General features: G+C 56.0%; 11 protein-coding genes. 6 read left to right on the top strand and 5 right to left on the bottom strand.

The window, feature by feature from the left end:
• The first annotated feature begins 5 nt into the window (after positions 1–5).
• Genes M0808_RS25380 through M0808_RS25390 form a run of 3 tightly spaced genes read left to right on the top strand, consistent with a single transcriptional unit; the run spans position 6 to position 3,504 of the window.
• On the top strand, positions 6–671 hold the full coding sequence (locus M0808_RS25380) for a YjbF family lipoprotein (RefSeq protein WP_247842809.1): 666 nt from the start codon (positions 6–8) through the stop codon (positions 669–671).
• Complete coding sequence (locus tag M0808_RS25385) at positions 668–1,429, top strand: capsule biosynthesis GfcC family protein (protein WP_247842810.1); 762 nt, start codon at positions 668–670, stop codon at positions 1,427–1,429. The genes M0808_RS25380 and M0808_RS25385 overlap by 4 nt, the downstream gene beginning before the upstream one ends.
• Complete coding sequence (locus tag M0808_RS25390; RefSeq protein WP_123588486.1) at positions 1,426–3,504, top strand: YjbH domain-containing protein; 2,079 nt, start codon at positions 1,426–1,428, stop codon at positions 3,502–3,504. Before M0808_RS25385 ends, M0808_RS25390 begins: the two co-directional genes overlap by 4 nt.
• An 835-nt stretch (positions 3,505–4,339) precedes the next feature.
• On the opposite strand, the gene M0808_RS25395 is transcribed toward M0808_RS25390, so the two are convergent.
• The 3 genes from M0808_RS25395 to M0808_RS25405 form a co-directional block, all read right to left on the bottom strand.
• Positions 4,340–5,734 (bottom strand): undecaprenyl-phosphate glucose phosphotransferase, encoded by a 1,395-nt coding sequence (locus tag M0808_RS25395; protein ID WP_202370444.1) that lies wholly within the window; start codon positions 5,732–5,734, stop codon positions 4,340–4,342.
• A 387-nt stretch (positions 5,735–6,121) separates the two neighbouring features.
• A complete protein-coding gene (locus tag M0808_RS25400) occupies positions 6,122–6,766 on the bottom strand; it encodes a helix-turn-helix domain-containing protein (protein WP_096796999.1) in 645 nt (214 codons plus the stop codon).
• Between the two features lie 278 nt (positions 6,767–7,044).
• On the bottom strand, positions 7,045–7,785 hold the full coding sequence (locus M0808_RS25405) for a winged helix-turn-helix domain-containing protein (RefSeq protein ID WP_027611489.1): 741 nt from the start codon (positions 7,783–7,785) through the stop codon (positions 7,045–7,047).
• Between the two features lie 507 nt (positions 7,786–8,292).
• On the opposite strand from M0808_RS25405, the gene M0808_RS25410 reads away from it, so the two are divergent.
• Positions 8,293–9,123 carry an undecaprenyl-diphosphate phosphatase gene (locus M0808_RS25410; protein ID WP_247842812.1) on the top strand — a complete coding sequence of 277 codons (831 nt, stop codon included), beginning with the start codon at positions 8,293–8,295 and terminating at the stop codon, positions 9,121–9,123.
• Here the strand turns inward: M0808_RS25410 and M0808_RS25415 are convergent, their stop codons facing one another.
• Together M0808_RS25415 and dusA are read right to left on the bottom strand one after the other, a co-directional pair.
• A complete protein-coding gene (locus tag M0808_RS25415) occupies positions 9,124–9,504 on the bottom strand; it encodes a DUF2388 domain-containing protein (protein ID WP_247842813.1) in 381 nt (126 codons plus the stop codon). It abuts the gene before it with no gap.
• 75 nt (positions 9,505–9,579) lie between these two features.
• On the bottom strand, positions 9,580–10,599 hold the full coding sequence (dusA, locus tag M0808_RS25420; RefSeq protein WP_247842814.1) for a tRNA dihydrouridine(20/20a) synthase DusA: 1,020 nt from the start codon (positions 10,597–10,599) through the stop codon (positions 9,580–9,582).
• A gap of 97 nt (positions 10,600–10,696) precedes the next feature.
• On the opposite strand from dusA, the gene M0808_RS25425 reads away from it, so the two are divergent.
• Positions 10,697–11,800 (top strand): site-specific integrase, encoded by a 1,104-nt coding sequence (locus M0808_RS25425; RefSeq protein ID WP_247842820.1) that lies wholly within the window; start codon positions 10,697–10,699, stop codon positions 11,798–11,800.
• 13 nt (positions 11,801–11,813) lie between these two features.
• Entirely contained in the window at positions 11,814–12,779 is a 966-nt protein-coding gene (locus tag M0808_RS25430; RefSeq protein ID WP_247842821.1) for an endonuclease/exonuclease/phosphatase family protein, read from the top strand.

A 12,779-nucleotide genomic window follows, 5' to 3' on the forward strand; every position in this document is an offset into this window, starting at 1 on the left:
CGACCGTGAAAACCTTGAAAGTCGGCGTCTGCCTGATGGCGGCCTTGATGTTGTGTGGCTGTAACCCGCTGATGACCGCCTCGGTGCGCAACCTCAAGTCGGCGGTGATCGGCCCGGACGAGCTGGACGTGAGTGCGGCCCAGGTCGCCGAGGTCAAGTATCCGCAAGTCAAACTGACCACGCCGTCCGGCTCCGGGGTGCTGGCGCTGGTGCGCGAGCGTGAAGACCTGCAGTTCTGGGTCGCCTCCGGTAAACAGGTGTTGCTGCTGCGTGATGGCCTCGCCGTGCGCACCATCGGCCTCGGCGTCGAGGGCGACCTGGACGGCACGCGGCTGGCCGACAACGCGCCGTTCAAGCGCGGCCTGCATCAAGTCGCCGATGGCTTCACCAGTCAGCGCTGGATCGACCTGTACAAGGGCCAGGAAGTCGGCTTGATCGTCAACAGCCGGTTCTCCCGTCGATCCACGCAAACCCTGCAAATTCTCGACAAGGAATACACCGTGCTGCGTGTCGACGAACGTATCGACGTCCCGGCGATCGGCCTGCGCGCGACCAACCATTACTGGGTCGATCCGCTGGACGGATTCATCCTGCAGAGCGAGCAGCAACTGACCGCGCAAATGCGCGTGCGCATCGTGCAACTGACTCCTGATCACAGGCATCTGCCATGAAGCGCTTACGGATGGTATCGGCGGGTTTGCTGTTGCTCAGCGGCATCAGTCAGGCAGCGGTCACCGTCAGCGGCGATGTCGCCAACCCAGGGCCGGTGGAGTTGCCGCCGGGCGGGCGCTTGCTCGACGTGATCAGCGTGGCCGTACCGAATGCCGAAGGTTACTGGCTGGCCGGCGTGTTGCTGCGCCAGTCGTTGCTGGAACAGCAGGCGCGGCTCAAGGCCGGGGTGTTGTTTGATCTCGATGTGTTGCAGCGCATGGCTTCGTTGTTTGACCGACCCAGTCGCGCGGCGCTGGCGCTGCGCCTGGCCGAGCAGGTGCGGCAAATGCCGGTCACCGGGCGTCAGGTGGCGGACCTCGATCCGGTCGCGGTGGAGGTCGGTTTCGCGCGCAACATTCGTCTCGACGATGGCGATCAGCTGATCTACCCGAAACGGGTCGACGAGGTGCAAGTGCTGGGCGCGGTTGCCGAGACCTGCCACCTGCCTTATCAGCCCCTGCTGGAAGCGCGCGAGTACCTGGAAAGCTGCACGCCGCTGGACGATGCCGAGGCCGATTACCTGTGGCTGATCCAGCCCAATGGTGCGGTGCGGCGCGTGGGTATCGCCCACTGGAATCGCGAGAGCGGGCAGTTCCCCGTGGCCGGCAGCAAGATTCTGGTGCCGGTGAAAAACGATGATCTGGATCCGCCTGTTCCTGAACTGAATCAGCAGTTGGCCGAATTGATTGCCACGCAGCTGGCTGAGGTGGTTCGTTGAAGTTACGTTTTGCAGCTGTGTTGTTATTGCCGTGCGGTCTGGTGCATGCCGAGCCGCGTATTACCCAAAATGATTTCGGCGGCACCGGTCTGTTGCAGACCCCGACCGCACGCATGGCCCCGGCCGGCGAACTGAGCGTCAACGCCAACCGCACCGAGCCTTACAGCCGCTACAGCGTGTCGTTGCAGCCCCTGGACTGGCTCGAAGGCTCGTTCCGCTACACCGCCATCACCAACCGCCCGTACGGGCCGGAGTCGATGAGCGGCAGCCAGAGCTATAAGGACAAGGCGGTCGATGCCAAAGTCCGGCTGTGGCAGGAAACCCACTGGGCCCCCGATGTCGCTTTGGGCTTCCGAGACATTGGCGGTACCGGCTTGTTCGCCAGCGAATATTTCGTTGCCAACAAACGCTTTGATAATTTCGATTTCAGTGCCGGCATTGCCTGGGGTTATCTCGGTAATCGTGGCGATCTCGATAACCCGCTGGGCTACCTCGACGATCGCTTCAAGACCCGTCCGGCCCTGGAAGGCACCGGTGACGTCAACGCCGGTTCGTACTTTCGCGGCAAGCCTTCGTTCTTTGGTGGTGTGAGCTATCAGACACCGTGGGACCGACTCAGCCTGAAGCTCGAATACGAAGGCAACGACTACAAGCACGAGCCGAAGGACAACGTGATCAAGCAAGACTCGCCGATCAACTTCGGCGCGGTGTTCAAGGTGGCGGATTCGGTGGACGTCAGCGCGGCGTGGGAGCGGGGCAACACGGCGATGTTCGGCATCACCTTCCACACCAATTTTGTCAGCCGCAAGGCGCCGGCCAAGACCTACGACCCGACGCCGGAACCGCTGCCGGCGAAGATGCCGACCACGCCGATGGAACAGGTCAACTGGGCCGACGTGTCGCAACGCTTGCAACAGAATGCCGGGTACAAGGTCGAGCGCATCAGCCAGCGTGATTCCGAGCTGATCGTCTACGGCGAGCAGCAGCGCTACTTCCATTCGTCGAAGGCTGTCGGCCGCGCGAGCCGGATTCTCGACAACAGTGTGAACGACGACATCAACTGGTTCACCGTGGTCAACAAGCGTTACGACCTGCCGCTGGAAGAGACCAGTGTGCCGCGCCAGACCTTCCGCGAAGTGATCAACAACGAGGAACCGCTGGAGTCGTTGCACCGCACCACCGAGATCAACCCGGCGATGCCGCACAACGAGAAAACCCTCTACAGCGAAGCACCGCAGCACTTCAATTATGGCGTCGGCCTGGGTTTCAAACAGAACGTTGGCGGCCCGGATGGTTTGCTCTATCAATTCAGTGCCGACGCGGACGCCGAGTACCGCTTCAACCGCAACACCTGGTGGAACGGTCTGCTCAGTGCCAACCTGGTGAACAACTTCGACAAGTTCACTTACGATGCGCCGAGCGGCCTGCCGCGGGTGCGTACCGATTTGCGTCAGTACCTGACCACCTCGGAAGTGACCATGCCGTTGTTCCAGGTCAGCCATGCCGAGCAGTTGGACAAGGACCTGTATGGCATGGTCTACGGCGGCTATCTGGAGTCGATGTTTGCCGGTGTCGGCGGTGAGGTGCTGTTCCGGCCGACCGGTGAGCGCTGGTCGGTGGGAGCGGATCTGAACTACGTGCGCCAGCGCGAGTTCGACCAGGGTTTCGGCCTGCGCGATTATTCGGTCTGGACCGGGCACATCACCGGCTACACCGACTTGCCGTACGACACGCTGGCTGCGGTCAGCGTCGGTCGTTATTTGGCCGGCGACTGGGGCGGCACGCTGGACATCTCCCGCGAGTTTTTCAATGGTGTGCGTTTCGGTGCCTGGGCGACGATTACTACTGCTGGCAGCGCCGAGTACGGGGAGGGTAGCTTCGACAAGGGCATCTACCTGTCGATCCCGTTCGACGAAATGATGAGCATGTCGACCATGCGCCGTGCCAACCTGGTCTGGGCCCCCCTGACCCGTGACGGCGGCGCCAGGCTCAATCGCAGCTTCCAGCTGCACTCGATGACCGATAGCCGTGAGGGTGACATGTTCTATCGCAACTTCTCGAAGATTACCGAGTAAACCCGAGAACCCCCCTTGAGACCTGTGGGAGTGGGCTTGCTCGCGAAGGCGCCGGCACATTCAACATCTATGCTGCCTGACCCACCGCTTTCGCGGGCAAGCCACGCTCCCACAGTGTTTTGTGGTGAGGCACATATCCCGATCCATACCGAGATCCCCTGTGGGAGCGGGCTTGCTCGCGAAGGCGTCGGCACATTCAACATCTGTGCTGCCTGACCCACCGCTTTCGCGGGCAAGCCACGCTCCCACAGTGTTTTGTGGTGAGGCACATATCCCGATCCATGCTGAGATCCGCTGTGGGAGCGGGCTTGCTCGCGAAGGCGTCGGCACATTCAACATCTGTGCTGCCTGACCCACCGCTTTCGCGGGCAAGCCACGCTCCCACAGTGTTTTGTGGTGAGGCACATATCCCGATCCATACCGAGATCCCCTGTGGGAGCGGGCTTGCTCGCGAAGGCGTCGGCACATTCAGCATATGTGCTGCCTGACCCACCGCTTTCGCGGGCAAGCCACGCTCCCACAGTGGAACGGGGTGAAGCGCATATCCCGATCCATACCGAGATCCCCTGTGGGAGCGGGCTTGCTCGCGAAGGCGCCGGCACATTCAACATCTGTGCTGCCTGACCCACCGCTTTCGCGGGCAAGCCACGCTCCCACAGTGGAACGGGGTGAAGCGCATATCCCGATCCATACCGAGATCCCGTGTGGGAGCGGGCTTGCCCGCGAAGGCGTCGGCACTGCCACCCTCGCAACCGCCTGACCCACCATCAAATACCGCCCACAAAAAAGGGGACTTTCGTCCCCTTGCGGTATTGCCTGGCTTGTCACCCGTCCATCAATAAATATCTTTCGACAACAACGTAAATGGCGTCTTTACCAGGATCTTCAGATCCAGCCACAACGACCAGTTGTTGATGTAATGCAGGTCCATCTCCACCCGACGCTGCATCTTGTCGATGGTGTCGGTCTCGCCACGGCAGCCGCTGATTTGCGCCAGGCCGGTGATGCCCGGTTTGATTCGATGGCGAGCCATGTACGCGAGGATTTTCCCCGAGTAGTAGTGGTTGTGCGCTACAGCGTGAGGACGTGGGCCGACCAAGGCCATCTGCCCCTGCAGCACGTTGAACAACTGCGGCAGCTCATCCAGCGAGGTGCGGCGGATGAAGCGGCCAACCGCAGTAATGCGCGAGTCATTACGGCTGGCCTGAACCACTTCGCGATCATCGTGCACGCGCATCGAGCGGAATTTCCACACCTGAATCACCTTGCCGTTCCAGCCGTGGCGATCCTGCTTGAAGAACACCGGCCCCGGCGAGTTGATCTTCACCGCCAACGCGATGAACAGCAGCACCGGGCTCAGCAGGATGATCGCCAACAGCGCCACGCCTTTTTCTACCAGACTCTTGCTCAGCGCAGCGGTAGGGCGGCTGGTCAGCGGACTTTCGTTGAGGCAGATCGCCGGCAGACCATCCACGACCTTCACCGAGTGGTTGAGCAGGGTCAGGCTGTTCAAGTCCGGCACCCAGACCACATCGACGTTGGCGCCGAGCAAATCGACGTACATCGCTTCGATTTTCGCGGCCTCGGCCAGCGGCAAGGTGATGTACAAACGGCGGATGTCATGATCCTTGATCAGCTCGAGCAAATCTTCCTGATCACCGACCACACGCGGTGCATCCGAATCCAGATTCGGTGTCGCGCCATTGCTGACCAAACCTACCAGCGGCAGGTTTTCCACCTGACTGATCTTCTTCGCCAGACCCAGAGCCAGCTCGCCGGTACCGACGATCAACGTCTTCTGTGCACTGGTGCGCGAACGCTGGTAGTACTTGGAAAAGGCATGCAGCGGCGCGTACATCAACGCCTGACCGAGGAAGCCGTAGACCGCCCAGCTCAGCGTCACTTCGCGGGAGAACACTTCGTCGGCCTTGCACACGAACGCGATGCCGGCCAGCGCCACCATGGTCATCGACCAGCCCATGAACAAGCGTCCAAGTCCGGTCAGGTAATTGTCCTGCTTGCGGTACACGCCGCTGAACGTATATGCCGGTACCGAGGCCAATACCGCCAGTGTTGCGCACATGCGGTAATAGAACTCGACGGTGCCTGTGTGCCGTTCAGCCAGTATGAATAACAACGCAACAATGAAAGCCTGCGCCAATGCCCATTGGCCCCAGAAGGTAAGTCCCTTGAGGCCGTTATTTCGATTGATCCGTAGAGAAAGTTCCATGAGATATCCCCAGAAATACGTCCATTCAGGTTTCGACAGTTGAAGTCCGAGTTGCTAGATAGGCTTGTTGTTGTTATTGGACGAGTGTCCTGAGGTAACAACGTCGATAGGCCGAACTGTCGTCAATCAATAGACTAAGTTATTGCCGGAGAGGGTGTCTGACGAGTTCTAACAAGATGGCACAGTGCCAACTTTTTAATAATCAAATACAAGGGTGTTAGAAAAGGTCGCAGAGCGGGGGGTGAATAAATTATGTTGTGTTTGTTACTGTAGGAGGGGTGGAGGCAGGGAGCTATTATTACCAGGGGGGAAGCCAAACAGAGTGCTCTTGTTGTTTTTGTAATCGCACTGTTTTCTGTTTGTTTTGTTCGCGGATATCGGCGGTATTTACGCAACGATTTCCTGAATGAGGCAATAACCGCGGTTTCTTACGGCACGGAACAATCGCTCACCATTACTCGCGTTTTTGAACTTGTCCTGCAGGCGACTCAGGCACATCTCCAGGCCGCGATATTGCTCCGGCTCGCGGCCGATGCTGAGGATCAGGTCATCTCGACTGACTACACGTTCTTCGTGATGGAGCATTTTGCGCACCAGCGCGGTTTCCAGTCCGGTAAGGCTGATCTCGACGCCTTCCTTGACCAGGGCGCCTTGATCGTTGTCCAGATGCCAGGTTTCGTTGCAGGTGGCGGCGTCTTCGATGGCGGCAGTGCGGGTGTCGCTCTCTGCACTTTGAAACGGCTTCGCCGATTGTGCGGACAGCCATTCCGATTCGAGGGTGGCCAATATGCGCTGGGTGTCGTGTTCAATCGTGCGGGCAACGTTTTTCCGGGTGCCCCTTGGGTAAGTGAACTCCATCAGCATGGGAGCGGAAGAGGGCGAAGTAGCACCTTCAATAAACATTTGTGCCTGAGACGTGCCAAACGAATTGAAGCGCTCGCTGGACAGAATGCTCTCAAGTTCACGCTGCGACGTTGTACTGTTGGTCACGACGACAAAATATTTTCTTGGGAGGGTTGTACTAGTTTCCATGTCTCTCTCCTAAAATGTGCACCAAAATGGGCGAAAAGGTAAATCGGCAGGCGAGCAATAACTTCCTTGGAAGTAACCGACAGGCAGGGTCTGGGCCCAAAATGGCCTCGATAAATTCCACTCGTTCTGCTGCTATGTTGTTAAGTTTATTGTTATGGTTCGGTGTAGCCGTGCTCATTCAATGGCTTGATTATTAGTAGATTTGAAGTACAACTTGAGCTGTATGGTTGCATATGACGATCCTTCGTGATTATGCAAAGAGAATGGCTGCCCGAGAGTCAGGCAGTCGATATCAGACCCCGCATCAGGCGATAGCCGTAGCCGCGGATGCTCTGAATCGCGTTGGTACCATACATGTCCTTGATTTTTCCACGCAAGCGGCTGATGGATTTTTCCAGCGCTCTCGGGTCGTAGAAATTGGTATTGAGCCCCATGATGCTGGCGATTTCATCATGGCTGAGAATGTGATTGCTGGTCTGCGCAAAGGCTTCCAGGATCTTCATCTCGGCAAACGAGATGTCGAGTTTCTGGCTGGTGCCGCCCTGCAGGCAGATGCGCGTCGGGTCGAGCGTGAGGTTGATATCCCGCTGCCATTCTTCACTGTTGAAGAATTCACCGAGCAACTCGTCGCCCTCGTCGGAAAGGGTATTGAGTTTGATACAGAAGTCGGCACCGGCCAGGAAATACTTGATCTTGTTGAAAGCGCCGCGACCGGTTATGACCGCGCAAATGATCGGTTTCAAGTTGTCGGAACGCAGGTTCTCGATCAGCGCAAGATTGTCTTCCAGCGCTTGCGGAGTGTCGATAACGATGAAGATGGCTCGATACGAACCAGAAAGTTCATTGTTATAGGAACTAGTGTAAGAACTGGCCTCAAGTGCCATATCAGTGCGTACGTGCTTTGCGATCAGCGCACTAAAATGTTCGGCCACGCCACGGGTACGGCCCAGTGTGAGAACGCCGGGTACGTCGTTTGTCGGGCGCGGACTTCTAGTCGCCAAGTTCCCTGAGAGCATCATGCTTTGACTCGAATTAGGTGCTGACATCGGGATGTTAAAGCACCGGTTCTCATCTGTGACTGACAATTGGTAACATTCACGCGATTTTTAGACGTGGCTCCCGAGTTTTCTAACAATAATTAAGCATTTCAAGCTTTTAGTTGATTTTCTCGGGGCTGTGAACTAGTCGTTACATGGTGGCAATGTGGAATTGTGCCACTATTTTGAATCTATGGCGATGGCTTTATTCATGTCCAATTGCCACTGTCGACGATCCTGAGACAATGTGAGCTGGATCACACTTTATTGGCCAGTCGAACTTTTTTCTACTATAGCCCTAAATATTTTTCGTGTAGTTCGTAGGCGGACGTTTATTAACATGGCTTGAGTGTGTCTTTTGATAAGACATATTCTCCGTCGCCTGATCAGGCAATGGGTGTCGCGTTATACCGATTGTTTAACTTCAGATACTCAATTCCTGAATACAGTTGACCGGTCGCTCATCAAGAGCGCTCTGACGGAGGATTAATGGATTTCTGGACCTTTATCCAGGTGTTGATATTGGGCGCGGTAGAAGGCCTGACCGAGTTCTTGCCGATCTCCAGTACCGGCCACCAGATCATCGTCGCCGACCTGCTGGACTTCGGCGGCGAACGCGCGATGGCGTTCAACATCATTATTCAGCTGGGCGCGATCCTGGCCGTGGTCTGGGAGTTTCGCCCGAAGATCTTCGACATAGTCAAAGGCCTGCCGACCCAGCGCAATGCACAACGTTTCACCCTCAACCTGCTGATCGCCTTCCTCCCGGCGGTGGTTCTTGGCGTGCTGTTCGCTGACAAAATCCATCAATACCTGTTTAACCCGATCACTGTGGCCATGGCCTTGGTGGTGGGCGGCATCGTCATGTTGTGGGCCGAACAGCGCAACCATTCGGTGAGCGTCGATCACGTCGACGACATGCGCTGGTCAGACGCGTTGAAAATCGGTTTCGTGCAATGCCTGGCAATGATCCCCGGCACGTCGCGCTCCGGCTCGACCATCATCGGCGGTTTATTGTTCGGCTTGTCCCGGAAAGCCGCCACAGAGTTCTCGTTTTTCCTCGCCATGCCGACCATGGTCGGCGCCGCGGTGTACTCCGGCTACAAATACCGCGACCTGTTCCAGGCCAGCGACCTGCCAGTGTTCGCCCTCGGTTTTGTCATCGCCTTCATCTTCGCCATGATCGCCGTGCGCGGCCTGCTCAAATTCATCGCCAACCACAGTTATGCGGCGTTCGCCTGGTATCGGATCGCGTTTGGTTTGTTGATTCTGGCGACGTGGGTGTTTGGTTGGGTGAACTGGACGGAAGCGGCGGCCTGATCACTGACTGCTGATCAATGTAGCAACCGCGAGGTCGTTCAACGCCGAGTCGGGCAATTCTTGGCGGTAGCGCTGCAAGGCTGATGTGAAATACGTGGCTTGCAGCATGCCGTCGCTGGCGAGGTAATAGCGCGCTGCTTCGATTTCCTCTGGCGAGTAAACACGTTTCTTGAGTCTGGACACATCTGAGGTCGCATCGAACGAGGCCACCGTCGCCGTGAAAAACAGAAAGCCGGAAAGCTGAGTCGACTCAAAAGGGCCACCATCTCCCTTACCACACCCCTTCACAAAGTCGCAGGAGGCGACGGCGCTGGAAGAGATAGTCGAAATTAAAGCGAGGAGGATAAAACGCTTGAACGAAACACAGCGAAACGCGGGCATAAACAAAAGACATCCTGTCAGCACAGCAAAATTCCGGGCAACGCTCATTCGTTGCCCGCACAGTCAAACCATCAATCAACGGCCTTCAAGCAACTCGCCGGCCTGATCCAGCAACGCCAGCGGATCCTTGGCCTTGTGAATATCCACCGACAACAACTGGCGGAATTTACGCGCACCCGGGAACCCGGTGCCCAACCCCAGCACGTGCCGGGTGATGTGATGCATCGCGCCGCCGGCCTGCAAATGCTCGGCAATATAAGGCCGCAACTGCGCCAGCGCCTCGGCACGGCTGATCACCGGGGCGCTGCTGCTAAACAACTGCTGATCGACCTCCGCCAGTAAATACGGATTGTGATAAGCCTCACGCCCGAGCATCACACCGTCAAAGGTCTGCAAATGCTCATGGCAGGCCTCCATCGTCTTGATCCCGCCGTTCAGCACAATCTCCAGCTCCGGAAAGTCCGCCTTCAACTGGGCCGCCACGTCATACCGCAACGGCGGAATGTCGCGATTCTCCTTCGGCGACAAGCCCTCCAGAATCGCAATCCGCGCATGCACGGTAAAACTGGTACACCCGGCATCCCGCACCGTACCGACGAAATCACACAATTCGGCGTAACTGTCCCGCCCATTGATCCCGATCCGATGCTTCACCGTCACCGGAATCGACACCGCATCGCGCATTGCCTTCACACAATCCGCCACCAACTGCGGATGCCCCATCAGGCACGCACCGATCATATTATTCTGCACCCGATCACTCGGGCAGCCCACATTCAGATTCACCTCGTCGTAACCATGCGCCTGCGCCATGCGCGCGCAAGCGGCCAGATCAAGCGGAACACTCCCGCCGAGCTGCAGCGCCAGCGGGTGCTCGGCTTCGTTGTGACGGAGGAAGCGTTCGTGATCGCCGTTGAGGAGAGCGCCGGTGGTGACCATCTCGGTGTAGAGCAGGGCGTTCTTCGACAGGAGGCGTAGGAAGTATCTGCAATGCCTATCAGTCCAATCCATCATCGGGGCCACACTGAAGCGGCGAGACGGCTCGGAACGGGGAAAGCTTGTGTTTGTGGGCGCTTCAGGTTTTTCGAAATTCATTGATACTGATCTTTTATACAGCGGTTTTTACCCATTTTTCCTTGTTTTCTGAATTCGGTTGCTGTAGCAACCGAATTCAGCAATGTAGCAACTGGAAATGGGCACGATCACATCACGCAAGCGCAAGGACAACTCGACGGCCTACACGGCGCAGATACGGATCAATCGGGACGGGCGCACAGTTTATCAGGAAAGCCAAACCTTCGACCGAAAGCAGGTCGCCCAGGCTTGGATCAAACGGCGTGAGACGGAGCTGGCTGAACCAGGTGCGATTGAGCGCGCAAACCGTAAGGGGGTGACGATCAGGAAGATGATCGAGCAGTACCTGGAAGAGTACGAGAAGATCAGGCCGTTGGGTAAGAATAAGAACGCGACGTTGAAGGCGATCAAAGATACCTGGTTGGGCGACCTCGACGACTCGGCCCTGACCAGCCAGAAGCTGGTGGAGTTCGCACAGTGGCGGATGAGTAAAGAGGGTGGCGGTGTTCAAGCGCAGACGGTCGGTAATGATCTCTCGCACCTGGGTGCGGTCCTGTCTGTGGCGAGGCCTGCGTGGGGCTACGAGGTGGATCCTCTGGCTATGTCTGACGCCCGAAAGGTGCTGCGAAAACTGGGTATGGTGAGCAAGAGCAAGGAGCGGAATCGCCGTCCGACGCTTGAGGAACTGGATAAGCTGATGACGCATTTCTTCGAGATGCAGACGCGCCATAAAGCCCAAATCAACATGCCGAAGATGATTGCCTTCGCTCTCTTCTCGACGCGTCGGCAGGAGGAGATCACACGTATCCGCTGGGAGGATCTCGACGAGTCGCGGCAGGCTGTCCTGGTGCGCGATATGAAAAACCCCGGTCAGAAGATCGGCAATGACGTGTGGTGTCATCTGCCAAACGAGGCTTGGGCAATTCTGCAGAGCATGCCCAAGAGTGAGCGTGAGATCTTCCCCTACAACGCGAAATCGGTGTCGGCCGCATTCACGAGGGCGTGCCCGATGTTCGGCATCGAGGATCTGCATTTCCATGACCTGCGGCATGAAGGTGTAAGCCGGTTGTTTGAGATGGACTGGGACATACCGAGGTTCGCGAGCGTATCAGGTCATAGGGATTGGAACTCTTTACGACGGTACACACATTTGAAGGGGCGAGGGGATGCATACGCTAAATGGAAATGGCTGGCCAAGATAAATGTCGCATTAGTCGCATGATTCACTATGCTACATGCGTATTCTGGGCTTCCCGATGGGGCATGCAAAGCGTGGAGAAAAAATGGATGTGAGCATCGCTTGGTGGAATACGGGAATGTCTCCCCCAACAACAAAAAAAAGTGTGAAGCTGAATAAAAAGACTGCAGAGGGGTTTTTAACTGTAATAAAGCATATGCTGGTCGATGGTGATATTGATATTTTAGGTTTGTGTGAAGTTGATGAGACTGACATTCAGTTGGTCGGGGTTTTCCTTCAACAGCTGGGGGTTGGGAATTTTGAGGTATGCTCTTTATATAACTCATCGAGAAATCGGATTAACGATTTTTGCATTATCATAAATAGGGAGAAAATTGAATTTTTGGATCATGAGTATGTTGCTCGTGTTGACGAGGTCAGAACTTACTATAAGGCTGGGGTGAAAGTAAGGTTGCTGGTAGGTGGGGATTCGCTTTTCAATGTTTACCTTTCTCACTGGCAAAGCAGAATGTCTATGCCCGCGAAGGCTCACCGGGGTCAGCTAGGAGGAACTTTAAGGTCGTCAATAAATTCTGTATTTGAGAGGGACGGAGAGAAGTCTCATGTGATTTTGATGGGGGACTTTAACGATGATCCTTATGAAGACTCCATGACGCATCACCTGAAATCTACTCGAGATAAAAGTTTTATGTTGGAGAATAAACGGGTTTTATATAACCCTTTTTGGAGGGAGATGGGCGCCTTAATTCCACATGTTTACGATCAAGAGCAGCTTTGGAATTATCCTTCTGGGACATGCTATTTTAAACAGAAAAAAGAACTTACATACTGGAAAACCTTTGATCAAATTTTATTTTCATCATCTTTTTTTGGTGAGGATAAATGGCATTTCTGTGAGAGCTCTACAAAAATTTATTCTTTGTTGGAGTTTGGTTGCTACTTCGACGATTGGAGTCATGTTTCGGATCATTTGCCAATTTCTACGAAAGTGATGAGGGTTTAG

It is taken from the genome of Pseudomonas sp. MWU12-3103b (assembly GCF_023100615.1).
Classification (GTDB): domain Bacteria; phylum Pseudomonadota; class Gammaproteobacteria; order Pseudomonadales; family Pseudomonadaceae; genus Aquipseudomonas; species Aquipseudomonas putida_A.

What these genes read in the sequence shown, in the direction of transcription:
- M0808_RS25385 (WP_247842810.1), top strand. Translation starts at nt 668, where the DNA reads ATGAAGCGCTTACGGATGGTATCGGCGGGTTTGCTGTTGCTCAGCGGC.
- M0808_RS25395 (WP_202370444.1), bottom strand. Translation starts at nt 5,734, where the DNA reads ATGGAACTTTCTCTACGGATCAATCGAAATAACGGCCTCAAGGGACTT.
- M0808_RS25400 (WP_096796999.1), bottom strand. Translation starts at nt 6,766, where the DNA reads ATGGAAACTAGTACAACCCTCCCAAGAAAATATTTTGTCGTCGTGACC.
- M0808_RS25405 (WP_027611489.1), bottom strand. Translation starts at nt 7,785, where the DNA reads ATGATGCTCTCAGGGAACTTGGCGACTAGAAGTCCGCGCCCGACAAAC.
- M0808_RS25410 (WP_247842812.1), top strand. Translation starts at nt 8,293, where the DNA reads ATGGATTTCTGGACCTTTATCCAGGTGTTGATATTGGGCGCGGTAGAA.
- M0808_RS25415 (WP_247842813.1), bottom strand. Translation starts at nt 9,504, where the DNA reads ATGCCCGCGTTTCGCTGTGTTTCGTTCAAGCGTTTTATCCTCCTCGCT.
- dusA (WP_247842814.1), bottom strand. Translation starts at nt 10,599, where the DNA reads ATGAATTTCGAAAAACCTGAAGCGCCCACAAACACAAGCTTTCCCCGT.
- M0808_RS25425 (WP_247842820.1), top strand. Translation starts at nt 10,697, where the DNA reads ATGGGCACGATCACATCACGCAAGCGCAAGGACAACTCGACGGCCTAC.
- M0808_RS25430 (WP_247842821.1), top strand. Translation starts at nt 11,814, where the DNA reads ATGCGTATTCTGGGCTTCCCGATGGGGCATGCAAAGCGTGGAGAAAAA.